This window comes from Streptomyces sp. NPDC058000, from assembly GCF_042886435.1.
GTDB lineage: Bacteria > Actinomycetota > Actinomycetes > Streptomycetales > Streptomycetaceae > Streptomyces.
In genome coordinates, this window is record NZ_JBHVQS010000017.1 from 28907 (window position 1) to 49354 (window position 20448).

At 72.9% G+C, this 20448-nt stretch carries 20 protein-coding genes; 9 read left to right on the forward strand and 11 right to left on the reverse strand.

What is annotated here, in order from left to right; genetic code table 11:
* The first annotated feature begins 366 nt into the window (after positions 1-366).
* The 8 genes from ACFVT2_RS18760 to ACFVT2_RS18795 are packed head-to-tail and all read left to right on the forward strand — an operon-like array spanning position 367 to position 6736.
* Positions 367-636, forward strand: a complete 270-nt coding sequence (locus ACFVT2_RS18760) for an acyl carrier protein (protein WP_390018911.1) — start codon at positions 367-369, stop codon at positions 634-636.
* Positions 633-2018, forward strand: a complete 1386-nt coding sequence (locus tag ACFVT2_RS18765) for an aminotransferase class III-fold pyridoxal phosphate-dependent enzyme (protein ID WP_390018913.1) — start codon at positions 633-635, stop codon at positions 2016-2018. The genes ACFVT2_RS18760 and ACFVT2_RS18765 overlap by 4 nt, the downstream gene beginning before the upstream one ends.
* Positions 2015-2563, forward strand: coding sequence for an acyl-CoA thioesterase (locus ACFVT2_RS18770; RefSeq protein WP_390018915.1), 549 nt, complete (start codon positions 2015-2017; stop codon positions 2561-2563). Before ACFVT2_RS18765 ends, ACFVT2_RS18770 begins: the two co-directional genes overlap by 4 nt.
* Positions 2564-2570: 7 nt before the next feature.
* Positions 2571-2954, forward strand: a complete 384-nt coding sequence (locus ACFVT2_RS18775; RefSeq protein ID WP_390018917.1) for a 3-hydroxyacyl-ACP dehydratase FabZ family protein — start codon at positions 2571-2573, stop codon at positions 2952-2954.
* Positions 2948-4057, forward strand: coding sequence for a beta-ketoacyl-[acyl-carrier-protein] synthase family protein (locus ACFVT2_RS18780; RefSeq protein WP_390018919.1), 1110 nt, complete (start codon positions 2948-2950; stop codon positions 4055-4057). The genes ACFVT2_RS18775 and ACFVT2_RS18780 overlap by 7 nt, the downstream gene beginning before the upstream one ends.
* Positions 4054-4572 (forward strand): polyketide synthase, encoded by a 519-nt coding sequence (locus tag ACFVT2_RS18785; RefSeq protein ID WP_390018921.1) that lies wholly within the window; start codon positions 4054-4056, stop codon positions 4570-4572. The genes ACFVT2_RS18780 and ACFVT2_RS18785 overlap by 4 nt, the downstream gene beginning before the upstream one ends.
* Positions 4569-5927: a class I adenylate-forming enzyme family protein gene (locus tag ACFVT2_RS18790; protein ID WP_390018924.1), complete on the forward strand. Its 1359-nt coding sequence runs from the start codon at positions 4569-4571 to the stop codon at positions 5925-5927. Before ACFVT2_RS18785 ends, ACFVT2_RS18790 begins: the two co-directional genes overlap by 4 nt.
* A complete protein-coding gene (locus tag ACFVT2_RS18795; protein WP_390018927.1) occupies positions 5924-6736 on the forward strand; it encodes a TIGR03619 family F420-dependent LLM class oxidoreductase in 813 nt (270 codons plus the stop codon). Before ACFVT2_RS18790 ends, ACFVT2_RS18795 begins: the two co-directional genes overlap by 4 nt.
* Before the next feature lie 371 nt (positions 6737-7107).
* On the opposite strand, the gene ACFVT2_RS18800 is transcribed toward ACFVT2_RS18795, so the two are convergent.
* A complete protein-coding gene (locus ACFVT2_RS18800) occupies positions 7108-7701 on the reverse strand; it encodes a TetR/AcrR family transcriptional regulator (RefSeq protein ID WP_390018929.1) in 594 nt (197 codons plus the stop codon).
* 41 nt (positions 7702-7742) lie between these two features.
* Here ACFVT2_RS18800 and ACFVT2_RS18805 point away from each other — a divergent pair, with 41 nt between their 5' ends.
* A complete protein-coding gene (locus tag ACFVT2_RS18805; RefSeq protein WP_390018932.1) occupies positions 7743-8303 on the forward strand; it encodes a GNAT family N-acetyltransferase in 561 nt (186 codons plus the stop codon).
* Positions 8304-8360: 57 nt separating this feature from the next.
* Here the strand turns inward: ACFVT2_RS18805 and ACFVT2_RS18810 are convergent, their stop codons facing one another.
* The 10 genes from ACFVT2_RS18810 to ACFVT2_RS18855 form a co-directional block, all read right to left on the reverse strand.
* Positions 8361-10028 (reverse strand): glycoside hydrolase family 13 protein, encoded by a 1668-nt coding sequence (locus tag ACFVT2_RS18810; protein WP_390018935.1) that lies wholly within the window; start codon positions 10026-10028, stop codon positions 8361-8363.
* Entirely contained in the window at positions 10025-10894 is an 870-nt protein-coding gene (locus ACFVT2_RS18815) for an endonuclease/exonuclease/phosphatase family protein (protein ID WP_390018937.1), read from the reverse strand. The genes ACFVT2_RS18810 and ACFVT2_RS18815 overlap by 4 nt, the downstream gene beginning before the upstream one ends.
* Complete coding sequence (locus tag ACFVT2_RS18820) at positions 10891-11886, reverse strand: methyltransferase (protein ID WP_390018939.1); 996 nt, start codon at positions 11884-11886, stop codon at positions 10891-10893. Before ACFVT2_RS18820 ends, ACFVT2_RS18815 begins: the two co-directional genes overlap by 4 nt.
* Positions 11887-11938: 52 nt before the next feature.
* On the reverse strand, positions 11939-12556 hold the full coding sequence (locus ACFVT2_RS18825; protein WP_390018942.1) for a DUF1349 domain-containing protein: 618 nt from the start codon (positions 12554-12556) through the stop codon (positions 11939-11941).
* On the reverse strand, positions 12553-13410 hold the full coding sequence (locus tag ACFVT2_RS18830) for an SDR family NAD(P)-dependent oxidoreductase (RefSeq protein WP_390018945.1): 858 nt from the start codon (positions 13408-13410) through the stop codon (positions 12553-12555). The genes ACFVT2_RS18825 and ACFVT2_RS18830 overlap by 4 nt, the downstream gene beginning before the upstream one ends.
* Positions 13407-14783 carry a glycosyltransferase gene (locus tag ACFVT2_RS18835; protein ID WP_390018948.1) on the reverse strand — a complete coding sequence of 459 codons (1377 nt, stop codon included), beginning with the start codon at positions 14781-14783 and terminating at the stop codon, positions 13407-13409. The genes ACFVT2_RS18830 and ACFVT2_RS18835 overlap by 4 nt, the downstream gene beginning before the upstream one ends.
* A complete protein-coding gene (locus ACFVT2_RS18840) occupies positions 14764-16548 on the reverse strand; it encodes a 1-deoxy-D-xylulose-5-phosphate synthase N-terminal domain-containing protein (protein WP_390018950.1) in 1785 nt (594 codons plus the stop codon). The genes ACFVT2_RS18835 and ACFVT2_RS18840 overlap by 20 nt, the downstream gene beginning before the upstream one ends.
* Positions 16545-17861 carry an aspartate aminotransferase family protein gene (locus tag ACFVT2_RS18845; RefSeq protein WP_390018952.1) on the reverse strand — a complete coding sequence of 439 codons (1317 nt, stop codon included), beginning with the start codon at positions 17859-17861 and terminating at the stop codon, positions 16545-16547. The genes ACFVT2_RS18840 and ACFVT2_RS18845 overlap by 4 nt, the downstream gene beginning before the upstream one ends.
* Positions 17862-18029: 168 nt before the next feature.
* Complete coding sequence (locus ACFVT2_RS18850) at positions 18030-19112, reverse strand: phosphotransferase (protein ID WP_390018954.1); 1083 nt, start codon at positions 19110-19112, stop codon at positions 18030-18032.
* Between the two features lie 43 nt (positions 19113-19155).
* The gene (locus ACFVT2_RS18855; RefSeq protein ID WP_390018956.1) at positions 19156-20403 is read right to left on the reverse strand and encodes an ATP-grasp domain-containing protein; all 1248 of its coding nucleotides are present in this window, start codon (positions 20401-20403) and stop codon (positions 19156-19158) included.
* Positions 20404-20448: the final 45 nt, after the last annotated feature.

Genomic DNA, 20448 nt, shown 5'->3' on the forward strand with positions numbered 1-20448 from the left:
GCCTCGACCGGCTCCGAGAAACGCTCTTCGTGCTGGATCCGCGGGCGTGGGCGGTGGTCCAAGGGATTCTGTTCCACAGGTATATCCATCGCCGAACGCGAGTGGCCGAAACGCCGCCGAACTCATGTGCAAAATCCCAATGAGGTCGATGCTCGAAGGTGGATAACGAGCAAAATCGGGGACCGCATTGACAGGCGGTAAAGCCTCAACTAGCTTCGGTGAGCGTGAATGGCTGGCACCGCCATGTTTCCGATCGGTGCCGGCTCACCTCCGGCCCGACTTTCGCCGCGATCTCATCTCCCTTTCCCATGTGCCGGACGCCGGCCGTGGCCTTTTGGATGAACCCACGCTGAGGGGAAAACCCTGGTGAACTCTTTGCAAACCATCAAACGCATTCTGCACTCCGATGTGCTGGTGGAGGTGCCGATCGATCAGATGCGGCTCGACGACAGCCTCCGCGAGAGCTACGGCATGGACTCCCTCGGATTCGTGGAACTGCGCGTGCAGTGCGAGGAGGCGTTCGGCATCAACATCCCCGACGAGGCCGTCGCCGCGGGGGAGTTGTCCACCCTCGGCGACGTACTCGCACTGGTCGAGCGGCTGTCGGGGGCCGAACACCCCCCGGCCGTCCCGTGAGTACGGCCCCGGTCGCCCGGGACGACCGCGCCGAGGAACCGACCGGAGTGCTGTCGCGCGGCACGGACCTGCACCTGAACCACTACGGGACGGCGCGGCTGCCGTTCGCCTGTGTGGGCGGGCGCGGCCTGGAGCTTGAGGTGGTCGACCTGAGCCCGGCGGGCCGGGGCAGACGGCTGCGGCTGCTGGACGCCAGCGGCGGCTACGCCAGCGCGACCCTGGGCGGCGACCACCCCGTCGTACGCGCGGCGCTGACGCGCGGCACCGGGGTCGGCAACGTCACCGACGAACTGGGTTCGCTGGAACGGGCGGAACTCCTCGACCGGCTCTTCGGCCCCGGCGGACTGTGGACCGCTCACTTCCCCGCGGGGCAGTACCACGTCAGCGGACGCAACTCCGGCTCGGAGGGAAACGAGTTGGCGTTACGGCTCGTGCTGGAGTCCCGGTTCGACGGCCGGCGGCTGCGCCACCGCCCGGGCAAGGAGCGGCGCGACACCATCCTGGCCTTCCAGGGTGCCTGGCACGGCTGGACCGGTGGGCTGGTGCAGCTGCTCAACCGCAGGTACTACCGGGCCGGACTGCCCGCGCCGGACCCCGCCGGTTCGTACGGCGTCCGGGTCGAACACATCCCGTTCGGCGACCTCGACGCCCTGGCGGAGTACTTCGCCGCGTCCGCCGACCGGCTGCTGGCCGTAGTGGTCGAACCGATCCAGGGAGACGCGGGCATTCTCCTGCCTCCACCCGGCTACCTGCGCGAACTCGCGCGGCGCTGCACGGCCGACGACGTGCTGCTCGTGGCCGACGAGGTGCTGACGTTCGCCAAGACCGGCGACTGGTTCGCCATGCGCGACGCGGACGGGCCGGTGCCCACCGACATCACCGTCATCGGGAAATTCCTGGGCATGGGCGCGGTGTCCACGTCGATGGTGATCGCCCGCAAGGATCTGGCCGTCCGCTCCTCCGGCGCCGTGACCACCTCCGATCTACGGCCGCTGAACTGCGCGGTGATCCGTGACGGCATCGAACACATCGAGACCGAAGGGCTGCTGCGACGGTCGGCCGACGTCGGCGGGAACCTGGCCGAATACCTGGACGCCGCCTTGGTGGGCCGCCACCCGGACGTGTTCAGCGAGGTCCGCGGTACCGGGGCCATGCTCGGAGTGGAGCTGACCGCCGCGGCGGCGGATCGGATCGGCGAGCTGCGCCGGGAGCTGATCGAAGCGGGCGTGTACGCGGAGTTCATGGCGGGCGCGGGGAAACGCCTCGGCGGCCGGCGCTACGTCCATCCCACCCTGCGGATCGTGCTGCCGCTGATCGCCACCGCGACGCAGGCCCACGAGATCGTGGACCGGGTGGCGGCAGGCGCCCGGGCGATGCGGTGAGCGCGGGGTTCCGCACCCGGGTCGAGCACGTCGACACCGACGCGACCGGGATCGTGCACTTCTCCCGCTACACCTCGCTGATGGAGACCGCGGGCACCGAACACCTCGAAGCGCACCACGCGGGTCTGACCGCCTTCAGCGCGGCGGGCGTCGACCTGGTCGCCGCCGACCTGCGGGTGACCTATCTCCACAGCGCCGGGTACCGCGACGTGATCGTCGCAGACACCCGGGTCGACCACGTCGGCGCGGCCTGGTTCGCGCTCGCGGTAAGTCTGCTGCGCGAGGAGGAGGACGGCGCCCGCACCCCGCTGGTGACCGGCGACCTCGTCTTCGCCGCCGTCGACCCCGCCACCCGGCGTGCGGTGCCCCTGCCGGCGCCGCTGCGAAAGACACTGAGAGGAATCGTCCCGGATGCGGCACACGAACGAATCGGCACCCCCTCCCGCAGCGGTCCGCGCGGCTCGGCCGCTGGGTACCTCGGCAATCGCCGCCCTGGTGCGCGGACGCCATCCCCGACTGTTCATCGACCGGGTTCTGGACCATGAGCCCGGTGTGTTCCTGCGCAGTATGTTCGCCGTCTCGGCCGAGATGGGCGCACTGTCCGGGCACCTGCCCGAGCGCGGCCTGACCCCGGGGGTGATCCTGCCCGGCAGCCACACCATGCAGGCTTTTGCCCAATCCGGCGTGCTGCTCTACCAGTTGAGCAGCGCCCCGCTCGCCGACGACGAGGTGACCCTGGTCGGCACGGTCAAGTCCCGCTTCCTCGCGCCGGTCGTGCCCGGCGACCAGGTCGTGCTCGACGTCCGCGCGGACCGACTGTCCGGCCACACCTTCGCCTTCTCCGCCGCGGTGACCGTGGAGGGCCGGTCGGTCGCCGGGTTCCGCGGCGCGATGAGCCGGGTGAAGGTCGATCCCGCGGGGGCCCGGCCGTGGTGACCCCGGTGATCACCGGACTGGCCTGGGACACTCCGCTGGGCCGGGACCCGGAGGCGGTGTGGGAGCGGCTGTGCGCGGGTCACTCGGGTCTGGCGCCGGTCGACTCGCCGCACCGGTTGCGCAACACCTTCGCGGCCGTCATCGAGTCGGTGCCGTACGGGACTCCATCGAGCGAGCGGCAGCGCGTGCTGGCCCGGCGGGCGCTGTCCTCCGCGTTCGCGGACGCCGGTCTGTCCACCACCGACCCCGAGGTCGGCCTGGTGCTGGGCACCAGCTTCGGCGCCGCGTTGGACGAGGCGGAGCCGACGCTGCACGCCTGGGCCGACGACGCGGCGGCGGACATCGGGTACCCGGGTACGCCGGTGTGTGTCATGACCGCGTGCTCCGCGGGGTCGGACGCGATCGCCGTCGCGCACGCCCTGGTGCGCTCGGGCCGGCGGCGCGTCTGCGTGGCGGGCGGGGCGGACGTGGTCACCGAGGCCAAGCGGCTCGGGCATTCCGCGCTGGGCACGATGAGTCCCACCGGCATACGGGCGTTCGACCGGGCACGCGACGGCATGCTGCTCGGCGAGGGCGCGGCGTTCGTGGTGGTCGAGCACCCCGACTCCGCCCGGCAGCGCGGCGCCCGGGTGTACGCCCGGCTGCGCGGGACCGGCGCGGCCAACGACGCCGCCGGGCTCACCGCACCGGACCCGTCCGGACGAGCCGTGGTGCGCGCGGTGGAACGCTGCCTGGCATCCGCGTGCCTGGCACCCGCGGATATCGCAGTCATCAACGCCCACGGGACCGGAACACCACTCAACGACGAGGTCGAGGCGCGCAGCCTGCTGGAACTGTTCGGGGATCACGGGCCGTTGACCTTCGCCACCAAAGGGGCGTTCGGGCACAGCCTGGGCGCCACCGGAGCCATCGAGGCCGTGGCGACGGTACTGGCCCTGCGCCACCGACGGGTTCCGCCGGTCGTCGGGCTGCGCGATCCGGCGGCACCGCTGCGGCTGGCTACGGGATCGGCGCAACCTGTCGGCGCCGGCGCCGGATTGAGCCTGACATTGGGGTTCGGCGGGTTCAACACGTGTCTGCTGTTCGAAGGGGTGGGGGCATGACACAGATGCCGCCGGGCACACGGCTGCTGGGTTCGGCGACGGTGACCGCCGAGGACCCGGCCGACTACGCGATCAACAAACCGTCCTTCTACGCCGACCCCGCGGCCTGGCTGGTCGCCGAGACCGTGGACCGGGCGCTGACGGACTGCACGGAGCCCGTACTCGACGCCGCCGACGACACCGCGATCCTGGTGATGAGCGCGACCGGGAGCGAGCGGACGATACGCCGCATCGCCGACTCCGTACCGCGGTCCCGGGTCTCGCCGCTGCGCTTCGCCGGAGCGAATCCGGGGGTACTGGCCGGGCTGCCCGCCCTGCGCCACGGGCTGCGCGGGCCGTCCCTGATGCTGGCGGCGCATCCGGACGAGGCCGCCCCCGTGGCGTTCACGGTGATCGACGGTTGGTTCGCGGACGGCCACGCCCGGCACGTGATCCTGGTCGGCCTGCAATCCACCGCGGAAGACCGGGAGACGTGCCGCTGCCTGGTCCTGACCCGGGCCGGGGAGGACCGGTGAACGGCCTCACCCGGTCCGGGGTGGCCGACTTCCTGACCCGGGTCCGCGGCACCCCGGCCCGCCTGGACACCGGCGCCCCGGCCGGGGTGGACGACGTACTGGCGGACCTGGCCGGGCTGGGTCTGGCACCCGGCGACGCGGTCGTGCTCTGCCTGGCCAACGGAGTGGAACTGCTGCGCGTGCAGCTTGCGTCGCTGCTGCTGGGTCTGGTGCCGCTGGCCGTGCCTCCGAGCACGCCGTGGCAGCGGGTCCGCGCGCTGGCAGGGCACGTCGGCGCCGGCGTGGTGGTGACCACCCGACTGACCGGCACGGGGCCGCGGGTGCCGGTGGGCGGCGCGTTCGCCGTACCGACCGGGCACCCCGCCACCCCGTACCGGTCGGGCGAAATCCTGCTGTCCACCTCCGGCACCTCGGGGATGTTCAGCGCCTGCGTGCACCAGGTCTCCTCGCTGCTGCACAACGCCCGCCTGCACGCCGCGGCCACCGGCATCACCTCGGCCGACACCCTGCTGGTGAACCTGCCGCTGTACTACTCCTACGCCCTGGTGGCGCAGGCGTTCGCCGCGTACGTGACCAAGGCGCGACTGGTGCTCGACGGCCCACCGTTCTCGCCGGTCGCGTACCGCGAGGTGGTCACCGCGTACGGGGTCACCCACTCCGCGGTGACACCGACGATCGCCCGCCAACTGCTGGCCGACCCCGGACTCATGCCGTGTGGTCTGCGGGCGCTGGGGGTCGGCGGGGACCGGCTCGCGCCCGCGGAGGTGGCGGACCTGCTGGCCGCGCGACCGTCCGCGGAGCTGTATCTCACCTACGGGCTCACCGAGGCCGGGCCGCGCGTGTCCACCCTGGCCGCGCACGCCGAGCCCGCACACCGGTACGGCTCGGTCGGCCGCCCGCTGCCCGGGGTGCGCGCGTCGCTGCGCGCGGTACAGGGCGAGGTGGGCGAATTGGTGGTCGAATCCGACACCGTACTGCTGCGGCGGGTCGGGGAGCACAGTGGGAGAGTCCTGCTGGGACCGCGGACCATCGCCACGGGGGACGCCTTCTCGATCGACGACGGCTATCTGACCTTCCACGGACGCCTGTCGGACTTCGTGGTGCTGCGCGGCGAGAAGGTCTCGCTGAACACCGTCCGGCAAGCCGCACACGCCATCCCGGGGGTGGTGCACTGCGTGCCCGAGGTGGTGAACGAGGACGGCACGCAAGTGCTCGACGTCCATCTGTCGGTCACCGGCTCCTTGCCCGGCGGGGCGAAAGCGGTAAGACGCCTCCTCAACTCCCAGTTGCTGCCCGCCGAACGCCCGCGTGCGGTCTTCCTCTCCGCCGCCGATCCGGAGACCTTCCGCAAATGACCTTCCGCCTCGGCTGGACCGTTCCCACGACCCTCTCGCCCGCCGGACTCCGTGAATTCGCCGTGACCGCGGAGCGCCTCGGGTACGACCATCTGTCCGTCCCGGAACGCCTGGTGTCCAGCACTCCCACCTACGAGAGCCTGACGCTGGTGGCGTTCCTGGCGGCGGTCACCACCCGGATCGAACTGTCAACCGCGATGACGATCCTGCCGCACCGCCCGGTGGTGCTCGCCGCCAAGCAGGCCGCGCAACTGGCCCACCTCAGCGGCGACCGGCTCCGGCTGGGCATCGCCCTCGGGTCCGATCCCGCCGAGTCCGCCGCCCTCGGTGTCGCTCCGGGAGCCCGCGCGGCACTGTTCGAGGAACAGGTCCATGCGCTGCGCCTGCTGTGGACGCGGCCGGAAGCGGATTTCGCCGGCGAACACGTCGCGTTCTCCGGCGTCACCCTCACTCCCCGGCCGCGTCGGATACCGCTCTGGATGGGCGGCGGCACCCTGCGCACCGGAGGCAGACCGGGCGCACTGCGCCGGATCGCCACCCTCGCCGACGGTTTCACCATGTCCGGCCTGCTCGCCAACCGGGTCAACCGCGGTGCCGCACTCATCGCCGAGCTGCGTACGGCGGTGACCGAAGCCGGCCGTGACTGGGCCGCCTTCGGCACCGAGGCCCGCCTCCGTCCCGTCCCCGGCCGGCCGGACACCTGGCGCTCCCTTGCCGACGCATGGCGGTCCGCCGGCGCCACCCACCTCACCGTCACCACCGACGACGTCTCCCTGCTGGCCCCACTGCACGCGGCGTTGACCGGGTAGCACGAACCCCCGGTGCCTGGCGGAACCGGAACCGGAACCGGAGGCGGCAGGCTCCGGGCGGAGCGCGGTGCGCTCGGAGCAACACGTCGGCGTGCCGCGTCTACGGGGTCCGTGAGTGACTACCGCGCCGCCGCCTCTTCGCCCACCTCACTGACGGTCGGCCCCTGCCTGTGGCGCGGGCGTGTAGCGCACCGTCGCATCAGCCTGCCCAGCCGTGAGGGGTGCGGTGCAAGCAGCGTCGCGGCGCCGGCCAGCCTGGTGCGTCATGCGTCGTGCGTCATGGTCGCGGCGCGACGGGGTTTCGTCGATCGGTTCGTCCGGCGGGATGACCGTGGGGAGTTGCAGTTGTCTCTCCCGTGCGGGGGTGCGGGTCAGCCCTTGCGGAGTGTGGTGAGGAAGCCGTCGACCGTCGCGGCCTGGGTTTCCGCGGGGAAGCGTTGCGGATCGAACAGGGCCTGGATCACCAGGCCGTGGATGAACGCGACCACCGTCGTGGCGAGTTGGTCGAGATCGGTGGTGGCCGGGAGTTCGTCCAGTGCGCGGGCGGCTTCCAGGTGGGGGCGGACCGTGGCGCGGATGCGGACGTAGCGGTCGGCCTGGTCGGTGTGCAGGCCCTGGTCGGCGAGGGCCAGGTCCCAGGAGCTGACCCAGATCCGATTGCGTGCGGTGTTCTCCTGGCCGATCGGCAGGAAGTCCAACAGGACGGCGCGGAGCGCGGCGAGACCCTCGTGGGGGTGGGCGCGGCGCGGGCGTTCCGCGCTGCTCTTCTCCAGGAGTTCGAGGGCGTGCACGACCAGGGCCCGTTTGGTCGGGAAGTAGTGCATCAGCAGTCCGGTGGAGACGTCCATCTCGGCCGCCACGGCGCGCAGGGTCAGGCCGCCGAACCCCTTGGCGGCCAGTATTCGCCATACCGCTTGGGAGACGTGCTCGCGGCGGGATTCGTGATCGACGGGCGCGGGAGGCATGGGATTAGAGTACGTACCGAACGCTTGTTACGCACCCCTGGATGCAGACGGAGGACCATATGTTCGCCTTGCCGCTCGATGACGGCGCCCAGCTACGGCCCTTGGAGCCCTGGCAGGCGCAGGAGTTCCTCGCCCATATGGAGCGTGCGCGGCCGACGGTGGACCCCTGGATTCCGTGGGCGACGCGCAGTACCGATCTGGAGTCCGCGATCGACGTCCTCCAGGGCTATGCGGACGGCCAGGCCAAGGACGGTGCCCGCATCTACGGCATCTGGTTGGAGGGGGTGCTGGTCGGCGGGGTGATGTTCACGCAGTTCGATGCCGCGCTGGGGGTCTGCGAGATCGGCTGCTGGTTGGAATCGGCGGGGGAGGGGCGCGGCCTGGTGCACCGCGCCAGCCGGATACTGATCGACTGGGCCTTCCGGGTGCGCGGGATGAGCCGCGTGGAGTGGCGGACGACGCCTGCCAACAAGCGCAGCGTCGCGGCGGCCCGCCGGCTCGGTATGAGCCGGGACGGGGTGCTGCGCCAGCAGTTCCCGTACCAGGGCGTCCGGCACGATACGGAAATCTGGTCCGTGCTGGCGGAGGAGTGGAACGGGTGAGTGGGGCGGGTGAGTGGGGCGGGCCGGCGCCCTGGGGTGGGCGCGCCGGCCCGGGTGCTACGCCGGACGCAGCCAGGCGGTGGTGTCCGGGGGCAGTGTGCCGCCGGTCGGTGGTGCGCTGGCGAGGAGGACGTCGTGCCGGGCGGGCAGCGGTACTTGACGAGGCATCAGGTTCGTCCAGCAGATGAGGGTGCCGGGTCCGTGGAAGGCGAGAACGCCTTCGGGGGCGGGCAGCCATCGGAGGGCGGAACGGGTGGCGGTCGGGCCGCTGGTCGCTGCGCGGCGCAGGCGTAGCGCCGAGCGGTACAGGTTGAGCGTCGAATCGGGTGCCGCCTGCTGTGCCGCCACCGTGCGGGCCGCCCATGCGGGCGGTTGCGGGAGCCAGGGGTCCGAGCCGTCGGGGCCGAAACCGAACGGCGGGGCGGTGCCGGACCAGGGCATCGGGACGCGGCAGCCGTCGCGGCCCGGGTCGGCCCCGCCGGACCGGAGGTGCATCGGGTCGCGCAGCCGGTCGGCCGGCAGGTCCTCCACCTCGTGGAGGCCCAGTTCCTCGCCCTGGTAGAGGTAGACCGAACCGGGCAGGGCCAGGGTGAGCAGCGCGGCGGCCCGGGCCCTCCGGGTGCCGAGGGCCAGGTCGGTGGGCACGCCGTGGGCCTTGCGGGCGAAGTCGAAGGAGGTGTCGGCGCGGCCGTAGCGGGTGACGGTGCGGGTCACGTCGTGGTTGCACAGCACCCAGGTCGGCGGCGCGTCGACCGCCGCGTGGCCCGCCAGGGTCGCGTCGATGCAGGCGCGGAGCCGGTCCGCGTCCCAGGGGCTGCGCAGGAAGTCGAAGGTGAAGGCGGTGTGCAGCTCGTCCGGGCGCAGGTAGCGGGCGAGCCGGGCGGGGTCGCGGAGCCACATCTCGCCCACCAGGACGCGGGCGTCGGGGTACGCGTCGGCGATCCGGCGCCAGGCGCGGTAGATGTCGTGCAGGTCCTCCCGGTCGACGTACGGGTGCGGCCCCTCGCCGGGCAGGTCGGGCAGTGCGGGGTCCTTGGCGAGGAGGGTCGCCGAGTCCACCCGGATACCGGCCACGCCCCGGTCGAACCAGAAGCGCAGGACGGACTCGTACTCGGCGCGTACCCGGGGGTCGGCCCAGTTGAGGTCCGGCTGTTCGGGGGCGAAGAGGTGCAGGTACCACTCGCCCGGTGTGCCGTCGGGCTCGACGACGCGCGTCCAGGCCGGTCCGCCGAACTCGGAGGGCCAGTTGTTGGGCGGCAGGTCCCCCGCCGGACCGCGGCCGGGACGGAAGTGGAACCGGGCGCGCTCCGGGCTCCCCGGTGGGGCGGCGAGCGCGGCCCGGAACCACGGGTGGGCCTCCGAGACGTGGTTGGGCACGACGTCCACGAGGGTGCGCAGGCCGCGCCGCCGCGCCTCGGCGATCAGCTCCTCGGCGTCGGCGAGGGTGCCGAACACCGGGTCGACACCGCGCGGGTCCGACACGTCGTAGCCGCCGTCGGCCATGGGGGAGGGGTACCACGGGGTGATCCACAGCGCGTCGACGCCGAGCGTCACCAGGTGGTCCAGGCGCTGCCGCAGCCCGGCGAGGTCGCCCACACCGTCCCCGTCGCCGTCCGCGTAACTCCGGGGATACACCTGGTAGATGACCGCATCGCGCCACCAGTCGGGTGCGCGGTGGGGTGGTTCGGTCGGTCGCACGGTGGCCGGTTGCCTTTCGTGGGTCATCGGCGGCGGAGCCGGATGGTGACGGGGCGGTGGTCGGAGGCGGTGGGCCGTGCGTCGGGCGGCGCCGGGCGCGGATCCAGGGCCCGGTAGGCCACCAGGTCGGGGACGAGGGACGGGGAGAGCAGGAACAGGTCGATGCGGCGCTCCGCCTCCCCGGGGAGGAACTGCCCGTACGTGGGCGACCGGTCGCCCAGGTGGGCGCCGGCGTCGACGAGCAGCGGATCGGCGGGGGCGCCGAGCAGGCGCCGCAGCGGCGTCCGGTCGGCGCGGTCCTCGTCGGGGAGCAGGTGGTCGTCCCGGCGGTGCCGGGCCACCCGGGTCCAGTCGGGTTCGGGGTCGCCGGGCGGGACGCAGTTGGCGTCCATGGCGAGCACGAGCGGTGGCAGGGCGGGGTCCGCGTGCCGGCGCAGGTGGTCCGCCTCGATGCGTCGGCCCGGGGGACTGAACGGGTCGAGGTGGGCGACGAGGAACCGCAGCGGCGTGGTCCAGCCCGGCAGCCGCAGGGTGACCAGGCCGTGGCCGTGCCAGTGGGCCAGCTCGGGGGCGAGGCGCTGTACGGCCACCCGCTCGACGTCGGGCTGCCAGAACACGGCGAGGTGGCAGCCGGTCTTCGCGGTGAACAACTCGCCGGCCATCCCGAAGGCCGCCTTGGCGTCCTCGAAGAGCGCCCCACCGTCGCGGTGCCAACCCCAGCCCTCGGTCGTCAGCAGCACCCGCGGCCGGTGGGCGGCGATCAGCTCGCACTGGGCGTGCCACCGGTCGTGGCGGCCCTGGAGGCGCTCGATGCCGGTCTCGTAGAGGTTCCAGAACATCACCAGGTCGGTGCCGGCCGGGGCGTCGTCAGGGGCGGTCGGTGCGGTGCTCACTTGATGCCGACCACCATGGACTCGGGCCCGTCCAGGTGCTCGACGTAGGTGTCCTTGAAGCCCGTCCGGCGCAGCCACGCGCGGCATTGCGCACCGGTGTAGTCGAATCCGCCGGGCACCTCGGCGTGCATGATCAGGCTGAGGATCAGGCCGACGGCGTTGCTGCGGCGCTCGTCGTCGATCAGGGTCTCGTAGACCACGACGGCCCCGCCGGACGGCAGCGCCTCGTACGCCTTCTCCAGCAGCCGGAGCTTCTCCTCCTCGCCCCAGTTGTGCAGGACGTGGCCGAAGACGACGACGTCGGCCGGGGGCAGCGGGTCGTGGAAGAAGTCACCGGGCCGGAACTCGACGCGGTCGGCGACGCCCAGCCGCGCCGTGTACTCCTCGAAGCCCGCGCGGGCGACCGGGAGGTCGAATCCGACGGCGGTCAGGTGCGGGTGGCTCCGCAGCAGCCAGCCGGGCAGGGCGCCCTCCGCGCAGCCGACGTCGACGAGGGTGCGGTAGCGGTCCCAGGGGAACCGCTCGGCGAGGGCCCGGGCCGATCCGATGCTCAGGGCGGTCATGTCCCGCTGGAACGCGCGGACCGAGTCCGGCGTGGCGTAGGTGCCGGAGTAGAAGTCCCGCCCGTCGCGGCGGGCCTGGGCCGCCTGCCCGGTACGCAGCACGGACACCAGATCGTCGGCGAGGCCGGTGCCCCGGGACAGGAAGCTGTCGCCGAGGTAGGTGGCGGGCTTGCCGGCGTCGAGGTACTCCTGTGCCTCGGGCGTGTTGGCGTACCCGTCGCCGGAGCGCTCCAGCAGGCCGAGCGCCACGAGGGCGTCGAGGAAGTCCGCGGCGGGGCGCCGGTGCAGACCCGTGCGGTCGCACAGTTCCGCCGCGGGCAGCGGTCGCTCGGCGAGTTCGGTGCACACGCCCAGCTCGACGGCGCTCAGCATGATCTTGGTCTTCCAGTGCGCCCACAACAGGTCGGTGACGGGCTGCGGCGAGATCACGAGCGGAACTCCCTTGGTACGGAGGGGTGGTGGAAGGGGCGGTACGGGCCGGTCACCGCCGGTCGGCGAGTGCGACGGGGGCATGCCGGAGCGGGGCGAAGGAGGCCGTGCAGGCGTCGGAGAACGGCGCCTGCGCGAACAGCCCGACCCGGACGTCCGCGCCGGCGGCACCGAAGAACGTACGGACGAACCGCCAGTCCCCGCCGTCGTGTTCGCGGTGGAACACGGCGTGCCGCCGGCCCTCCCGGGTGATGAGGAGCTCGGCGCCCGGGCCGGCGAGGGCGGGGCCCGCCGCCTCGTCGGACACCGGGCGGGAGACGACGGTGACAACCGCCCACCCGCCGGCGCGGGTGCGCTCCACGCACGCCTTGAACCAGCCCTCGCCGTCGTGGACGACGATGCCGCCGGCGTCCCCGAACTCCCGCCCGTCGACGGTGACCCGGGTCCACAGGGTGTGGTCGCCGGTGACGCGGCGGCTCAACCGCGGGATCCCGGACGCCTCGTACGCGCCCGGCATGCGGAACAGGTCGGCGCCGCGCGGGGCGCGGACGCGGAGTTCCGAGGCGTGGCGCACGAGTGCGGTGCCGGGGCCGTCGAAGCGCCAGCCCGGGTCGTCGAAGCCGATCGCCCGCGTCCCCGGCGGGTCCGCCGGGTCCAAGGACGCCGTCACGGTGCGCTCATCCCGCCGTCCACGCTGATCGCCTGGCCGGTGACCCTGGGCGCCGACGCCAGGTAGAGCACCAGGCCGGCGATGTCCTCGGGCGTCTGGAACGCGCGCTGCGGGATCATGCCGCGCATCCGTTCCCAGCACTCGTCCTCGGTCTCACCGGGCCGGACGAACTCCGACAGCAGATAGCGCCACATGTTGGAGCGCACGATGCCGGGGCAGACCGCGTTGACCCGGATGTTCTCCTTCGCGACCTCCTGGGCGAGGGCCGCGGTGAAACCCACGACACCGAACTTCGCCGCGCAGTAGTGCGCGACCTTCGCGAAGCCCGAACGGCCCGACACGGACGAGAAGTTGATGATCGAACCGCCTCCGGAGGCGCGCAGCAGCGGCAGCGCCGCCCGCGAGGAGAGGAACACCCCGTCCAGATTGCCGGAGACGACGTGCCGGAACTCGCTCAGCTCCATCTTCTCGACGGGGCTGACATGGGTCACCCCGAAGGCGTTCACGACGGTGTCGAGGCGGCCCGGACCGTCGGCGATGCCCTCGTAGAGGCGGCGGACCGCGTCCTCGTCGGTGGCGTCCGCGGCGGCGGCCGTCACCGACAGGCCCTCGACGGCGAGCCGGTCGGCCAGCTCGCGGGCCTCGGCGTAGCCGGTGACGGCGGTCGAGCGGTAGTGGTTGTACGCGGAGGGCAGCCGGTCGGTGTCGGCGACGACGACGTGCGCCCCGCGCCGGGCGAAGCCCTCGACGACGGCGGCCCCGATGCCGCGACCGCCGCCGACGACGAGGGCCACCTCGCCGGCGAACTGCTCGGCCGGATCCGTCGTCCCGGCCGGTGTCACGTCTGACGTCATGCGGTGTCTCCTGTCGTGGCGGCACCCACGGGGGCGGGTGCGAGGGTGTAGGTCAGTGGGGGCAGGACGAGGGCGTCCAACAGCCGGGGGAAGGCCCGGTAGTCGGCGAGGTTGCGGTGCGGCGCGGCGACGATGCGGCGCAGCGCCGGGTCGTCCCGGCCGGTGCGGGCGGCCAGTGCGTCCAGGGCGGCCGTCACCGTGTCGTCGCGACGCTCGAAGAAGGCCCGGAACAGCCGGGTGGCCGCCGCGGTCCGCTCCGCCGGGTCGCCACCGGTGCGCGGCGCGACGCGGAGCGCCGCCGGCAGGGTCCGGTCGTGGACGACGTCCACGGGGGCCGGGGGGCCGGCGAGCGCCCGTAGGAACGCCGCGTCGGTGTAGGGCGCCGGGCACCGCACGGACGCCTCGGCGAAGTCACGGGTGAGGACCTTCGCCACCAGGGCGTCCTCGTCGACCCGGCCGAGCGGGCCGACCCGGCCCATGTCGAAGGTGCCGGCCGTGTCGAGCGTGGTGGGCACCAGGTTCCGGGCGGGGAGCAGTTCGACGGCCGGGCCGACGTCGGCGGCCAGCACCGGCACGCCGTGCGCGAGGGCCTCGACGACGACGCGGCCCAAGGTCTCCCGCGACGCCGTGCTCGGGAACAACAGGACGTCGACGGCGTCGAAGAACTCCGCGAGGCGGGCCTGCGGCCAGACGCCCTCGATACGGACCGAACCGTCGGCCACCCCGGCCGCCCGGAGCCCCGCGCGCACCGCGTCGGCCTCCCAGCGGGGGGCGTTGGGCTTGCCCGCGCACACCAGGTCCACCCGCCCGCCGGTCTCCCGGTGGCAGCGGGCGAAGACCGACAGGACCTGGTCGAAGTTCTTCGCCAGGGACAGCGCGCCGAGGTAGCCGAGACGCAGGCGCCGCCCGGCCGGCGGGACCGGGCGGGGCGCGCGCCGCGGCATCCGGTCGAGCATCGGGTAGGCGACGGCCGATCCCCCCTCGGTGACGGCGGGGAAGTTCCGCAGGAAGAGCTCACGCGTGTACGCGGTGGGGAAGAGCGCCAGGTCCCCCGGGCGCACCAAGGGCGCGCACAGCTCCTCCTGGGCCCAGTAGCCGGACCAGAGCGCGGTGTGCACCTCCCGGACGATCCGGAAGTCGCCGCCGGTCCGCTCCCGCCAGTGGTGGTACAGGAAGGCATAGGGCCCCGAGCCCGCGTACACCGTCTCCCCGGCGCCCACGCCCGCGACGCAGTCGGGTCCGCGGGTCAGGTCGTCCCAGGCGACGGAGGTCCGGCGGGTCAGCAGCTCGGACATCTCGCGGTGCATCAGGATCGCGCCGTCGACGATGCCGTCGGAGTCCGCCGCACGGTAGTCATGCGTGTGCAGGCGCACGGCCGGCCTCCCGGCTCTTCAACAGGGCCGCCAGGCGCTCCCGCAGCGCGGTCGGGGTCATACCGTGCAGCGGCAACTGGCGGGCGTGCACCTGGTTGGCGATGTCCCGACGCACCCCGTGCACCTCGACCGGCAGCAGGTACTCCGCGCGCAGCCACTCGCCGAAGCCGCCCCGCGCACCGTTGTACTCGACGCTCAACAGGCGTCGGCAGCCCCGCAGTACGGCCAGGTCGGCGGGGGCGAGGCGCGGGGCGAGCGCCGCGCAGTGCAGGTGCGGCACGCCGAGGTCCCGGTTGGCCTGGTCGACCAGGACGCTCGCGTACCCGAAGGTCACCACCGCCGCCTCGGTCCCGGCACCGCCGGGCGGGGTGAGCCACACCGCGCCGTCGATGTCGGCCGAGCAGTCGCGGGACGGCGGGTCGAACCGCGCATCGACCATGCTGACGACGTGCGCGGTGGCCGGGTCCCGGCCGAGCCGGTCCAGGCACGCGGCGAACTCCCCGGCGGTGACCGGCTCGTGGACCCGGGTGCGGAGCAGCAGGCCGAGCAGGTTGGTGGCGTTGTGGGCACCGCCCCAGGCACCCCAGCTGCGCCCGGCGAGGACGAGCAGGTTCCGCACACTGGTGGTCGCCTCGGTGAGCATGCTCAGCGAGTCCATGTAGTACATCGCGTCGGTGGCCACCACCTTGAGGGTGTCCGCCGGCAGCGACAGGGTCATGCCGACCGTCAGCGTCTCGGCCAACCCGGTGTTGGTGTACGGAACGCGGCCGCGCAGCCCGAACCGGGCGGCCATGTCGGGGGTGAACACGGCCAGGTCGCGTCCGGTGCGCTCCTGGTGGGCGGCGAGCATGTGCCCGGCCGTCGCCGCGAACGTCGGACGGGCGGGGGCGGCGGCCGCGGCGCCGGCCGGCTTGAAGCTGTGATCGCCCTTGTGGGTCCGGCACACCAGCGCCGCGGACCCGGGGACGGCCAGCAGCGCGCCGAGCGCCTCCGCCACGGCGTGCTCGTCACGGCCGTCGGCCTCCACGACCCGGCCCAGGTAGGCGCCGAGGTACCCGGTGCTCACCGGCTTGGCCAGCGGCTCGATGCCCTTGGCGTTGGCGTCGACGACGAGCACGAGATTGGTCAGGCCCATGTCGTGGGCGAACCGCAGCGCCTCGAAGGCGACGCCCTCGTGCAGTTCGCCGTCCCCGGCGAGGCACACCACCGTGCGGTCCTCGCCGCGTCGGGCCAGGTCCCAGGCCAGGCTGACCGCCTGGGCCACGCCGACGCCGAGGCTGTAGCGCATGGTGTTGCGGAAGCCCAGATCGCGGTGGACGACCCCGGTGAGCCCGCCTTGGTGGAGGGCGGCCAGCGGGGTGAACGGCAGGGTGCCGCGTACGTAGTGCTCGGCGTAGAAGGCGGGGGCGATGTGGCCGCGGCCCACGATGAGTTCGGCCGGTCCGCCCCCGCTGTCCGCCCCGCCGTCGCCGACGAGGCCCAGTGCGAAGCAGGCGCGTACCAGTGGCAGCGACGACAGGTTGCTCTGGTGGTTGCCCGAGCCGGCGATCTCGTGCATGCGCAGCAGGACGTCGGCGCTGTCGGTGTACAGCCGCTCCGGGACCCGCGCGGCGAGCTTGCGCAGGCCCTCCAGGAGAGAGCCGCCCCCCTGGTCGCCGTGCTCCAACTCCGCCAACTCCCGCTGGACCACGGCCGTTTCGTCCGTGGTGAGCCGGGCCAGCGCCGCGCGGGCCGGCCCGGCGAAGCGGTCCCGCAGCGCGTTCACCGGTGGTCCCCGCAGACCTCGTCGAGGGCCTCGCCGAGGGTGTGCAGGATCTCGTCGGCCTCGGCGGTCGTGGTGACGAAGGCGGGCGCCAGCACCACCCAGTCGTCCTGACCGCGGAGGATCAGGCCGTGTCGCAGACAGGCCGCGGCCACACGCTCGCCGAGGTCCGCCACCCCGCCGGCGAGCTTGACGCCGTACAGCAGGCCGACGGCGCGAACCGTGCCGCGCTCGCCGACGACGCCGCGCAGCCGGGGCTCGATGTACCCGGACAGCTCGCGGATCCGGTCGGGGTAGCCGCCCTCGCGGAAGTGGGTGACGGAGGCGAGCCCGGCGGCGGAGGCCAGCGGGTTGGCGGCGTAGGTGTGCGAGGGCGCGAACGACGTCGGCCCGCCGGACTCGCCGAGGACCGCCGCCAGGTGCTCGGCCATGAGGACGGCGGCCAGCGGCGCGTAGCCGCCCGAGATGCCCTTGCCGACGCACAGGATGTCCGGGGTGACGCCGAAGGTCTGGGCGGCGAAGGGCGCCCCGGTGCGGCCGAAGCCGGTGACGATCTCGTCGAACACCAACAGGACGCCGTGGCGGTCGCACACCTCGCGGACGCGGGTGAGGTAGTCGGCCGAGGGGATCGCCATACCGCGCAGGTGGATGACGGGTTCCATGACGAGCGCCGCGACCGAGTCGGGTCCTTCGGCCTCGATGGTCCGCTCGATCATGGCGGCGGCCAGCTCGCCGGACCGCTCCCGCGGCACGTCCCAGAACTCCTCCAGGCAGTCCGGCGGCCACACGTGCACGACGCCGGGGAGGCCGGGCCCGAACCGGGTGACGTCGGGCCGCCCGGTGAGGGAGAGCGAACCGAAGGTGGCGCCGTGGTAGCCGTGGTAGTAGCTGAGGACCTTCACCTTGCCGGGGTTGCCGTGACTGCGGTGGTACAGCCGGGCCAACCGGACCGCCGCCTCCACGCTCTCGGAACCCCCGTTGACGAGCTTCGCCGCGGTGATGCCGGGCGGGGCGAGGTCGACGAGCGCCCGGGCCAGCTCCAGGGCGGCGCGGTTGGTGCCGTGCAGCGGCGGATTGAAGGGCAGGGTGCGCAGCTGGTCGGTGACGGCCCTGACGATCGGCTCGCAGTCGTATCCGAAGCAGGTGACGAAGACGCCGGAGAGGGCGTCGAGGTAGCTGCGGCCCGCCGCGTCGGACAGGCGGACGCCCTTGCCGGACTCGAAGAGGAGGGACTGGTCCGAGTGCGGTACCTCGAAGCAGAACGCGGAGAGGTCCGTCGGCCAGGCGGACAGCGGCGTCGGGTCGGCGGTGGTCATGGGCAGCTCCTCGCTGGCGAGTGGATCGGACGGCGGGCGGGGGAGGGCGCTCGGGTCGGCGGGCGGGCCGGGGCGGAGCAGGGGACGGGGCAAGTGAGGGGGCAACGCGGCGGGGCGGCGGGGACCGGAGCGGGCAGGGGGCGACGGTGCGGGTGGGGCCGGCCGGGGTCAGGGGCCGTCGGCGCCGGTGAGCAGGCGATGGACGGTGCGGCGCCGTGCGGGCGACAGCAGTGCGAAGTAGTCGAGCCACTGCGCGGCGAGGATGCCGCGGTCGAGGATGTCCTTGGCGATGTCGACGATCACCGGCAGCGAATGCGCCAGGAGCAGCGGCATCAGGCGTTCCGCGTCGCCGGGGCCGAGCAGCCCACGCCGCCGCCCGGCGGCCAGGAAGTCGGCCACGACTCGGCGGGCCCCGGCGAGGTCGTCGCCGCAGGCGTACACCGCGGTGTCGGCGAGCCAGGCCAGGTCCAGCAGCCGGTCGTGCACGTGCAGGTTGTCGAAGTCCAGCACGGCCACGACCCGCGCCGGGGCCTGCGGGGCCAGCAGGAAGTGCTGGATGTGCAGGTCGCCGTGGACGACCGCCGGGCGCGCCGCGGAACCGGACGCCTCGCCGACCGGGTCCCGGCGCAACAGCGGTGCCACGGCGGCCAGTTCGCGCAGGACGGTGGCGGCGGCGCGGTGCCAGCGGTCCTGGCCGGCCGTCGCCTTCGGCAGCAGCCGCCGCTCGGCGTCGTCGAGGGCCGCCGGCCAGTGCTCCTCCTCGACCAGCCGGGGCAGGTGGACGGTGGCGAGCTCGTCGGCGGTGCCCGGCGGCAGGCCGTCGAGCGCCTGCCGCAGGTCCAGACCGGTGCGGACGATCGCGGCGGCGTGCGCCCGGCTGCCGGTGCTGACCGTGCCGTCGCTGCGGGGGCTCAGCTCACAGACGACGCCGTCGTGCCGGGCACCGGGGCTGCCGTCCGCGGTCGGCACCACCGGGAGGACGGGGATCCCTTGGCGGCGGCAGTGGGTGAGGATGCGGTCCTTGAGTGGGGAGAACGGCTCGGCGCGCACGGCCTCGGCGGTGAGCTGCACCTTCAGGACGTGGTCGGCCCCGGGGCCCGTGACGTGCCAGAGCCCCGCCGTGTGCGTCAGGGGTGCGGCACCGCCGACGGTCAGCGGAGCCAGTGCGCCGGCTCCCCACCGGGCGCCCCAGTGGACGGTGAGGACGTGACGTATCCAACCCTCGGTTCCTGCGGGGGCGGTGACGGTCATCGGCTCTCCTCTCTCACTCCTCGGCCCTCCCGGGGGAGCACGGTCAGTCGACGTCGTAGAACTCTTTGCCGTCGAGGTAGCGAACGGTGGCGAGGTCGCGCAGCACGACATCGAGCACGTCGTGGCGCAATTCGACGAGCAGGGGGTACGTCAGGTCGTCGACGGTCGGTACGATCCGGTCGCCGGGCCGACGGAATTCCCGCACACCGTGGTAACTCTCCAACTTCTTGAGCGCGTCGAGGCCCCGGTATCCCCGCAAGGTCCCCTCGACCGGCGAGATCATCGGCGCGCCGGCGATGAACTGCTGGACCTCGTAACGCTCCGGGCAGCGTGCGAAGAACCGCTCCGGATCGGTATAGGCGTCCACCGTCCAGTTCAACTGCGATTCCCCGATGCCCAACCGCGCGTAATGGTCGGTGTACCCACCTCCCATCCGCGCGCCGATCTCGATCAGGCACGGACCGGTCGGGGTCAGCTTGACGTCGATGTGGGCCGGGCCGTGGCGGATGTCCATCGCATCCAGGACCTGCTCGCAATAGGCGACCACCCGGTCGATCTTCTCGCCCTCGTGCGGCAACAGGACCAGACCGTCACAGAGGTCGAGGACCCCGTTCGCGGTGATCTGGGTCGCGGTCCAGATGTCGCACACGTGGTGCTTCCCGTCCCGGCTGACGGTGTTGATCGCGTATTCGGTGCCGACGAGGTATTCCTGCGCCAGCACCGCGTCATTGGGCATCGAGAAGATGTTCTCCGTGCCGGCCAGCGCCTCGTACGCACGCACCGCCTGCTCGGGGGTGTCGCAGTAGTGCACGCCCTGGCTGCCCGCGCTGCTGAGCGGTTTCACCACGATCCGGCAGCCCAATTCCCGGTGCCAGGAGGCCAGTTCCTCGGCATCCTTGGCCAGCAACTGCCGTGCGCCGCGCAGCCCGGCCGCTTTGATCGTCTCGATCATCACGTACTTGTCGCGCCGGGCGGGACTCTTGTCCGTCCCGTTCGACAGCAGCCCCATCTTCTCGCTCAGCAGATCCGCGAAGGGAACCCCGAACTCGCTGTCCGGAAGGACCGCGACCGGCTGGTAAGCGGAAAGTCGCTCGATGGTGCGGTCGAGGTCGCCGTCATGGATGACCTCGCCGACATAGCCGGTGGGCACGACCTTCTCGTACATCTTCGGGCGCACGGGAGCGCTCTGCACGTGGACGGACGCGTAGCCGGCCTTCTCGAACTCGGAGACCAGGCCGCCGGAAAGGCCGGCGGGGCTCGCGTCGACGATCGCGACGTAACCTTTTCGCATTCTTCTCGCCTTTACTGATCGCACGCACTCTGAACGGACAGCGCC

What these genes read in the sequence shown, in the direction of transcription:
- ACFVT2_RS18785 (WP_390018921.1), top strand. Translation starts at nt 4,054, where the DNA reads ATGACACAGATGCCGCCGGGCACACGGCTGCTGGGTTCGGCGACGGTG.
- ACFVT2_RS18795 (WP_390018927.1), top strand. Translation starts at nt 5,924, where the DNA reads ATGACCTTCCGCCTCGGCTGGACCGTTCCCACGACCCTCTCGCCCGCC.
- ACFVT2_RS18800 (WP_390018929.1), bottom strand. Translation starts at nt 7,701, where the DNA reads ATGCCTCCCGCGCCCGTCGATCACGAATCCCGCCGCGAGCACGTCTCC.
- ACFVT2_RS18805 (WP_390018932.1), top strand. Translation starts at nt 7,743, where the DNA reads ATGCAGACGGAGGACCATATGTTCGCCTTGCCGCTCGATGACGGCGCC.
- ACFVT2_RS18810 (WP_390018935.1), bottom strand. Translation starts at nt 10,028, where the DNA reads ATGACCCACGAAAGGCAACCGGCCACCGTGCGACCGACCGAACCACCC.
- ACFVT2_RS18830 (WP_390018945.1), bottom strand. Translation starts at nt 13,410, where the DNA reads ATGACGTCAGACGTGACACCGGCCGGGACGACGGATCCGGCCGAGCAG.
- ACFVT2_RS18845 (WP_390018952.1), bottom strand. Translation starts at nt 17,861, where the DNA reads ATGACCACCGCCGACCCGACGCCGCTGTCCGCCTGGCCGACGGACCTC.
- ACFVT2_RS18850 (WP_390018954.1), bottom strand. Translation starts at nt 19,112, where the DNA reads ATGACCGTCACCGCCCCCGCAGGAACCGAGGGTTGGATACGTCACGTC.
- ACFVT2_RS18855 (WP_390018956.1), bottom strand. Translation starts at nt 20,403, where the DNA reads ATGCGAAAAGGTTACGTCGCGATCGTCGACGCGAGCCCCGCCGGCCTT.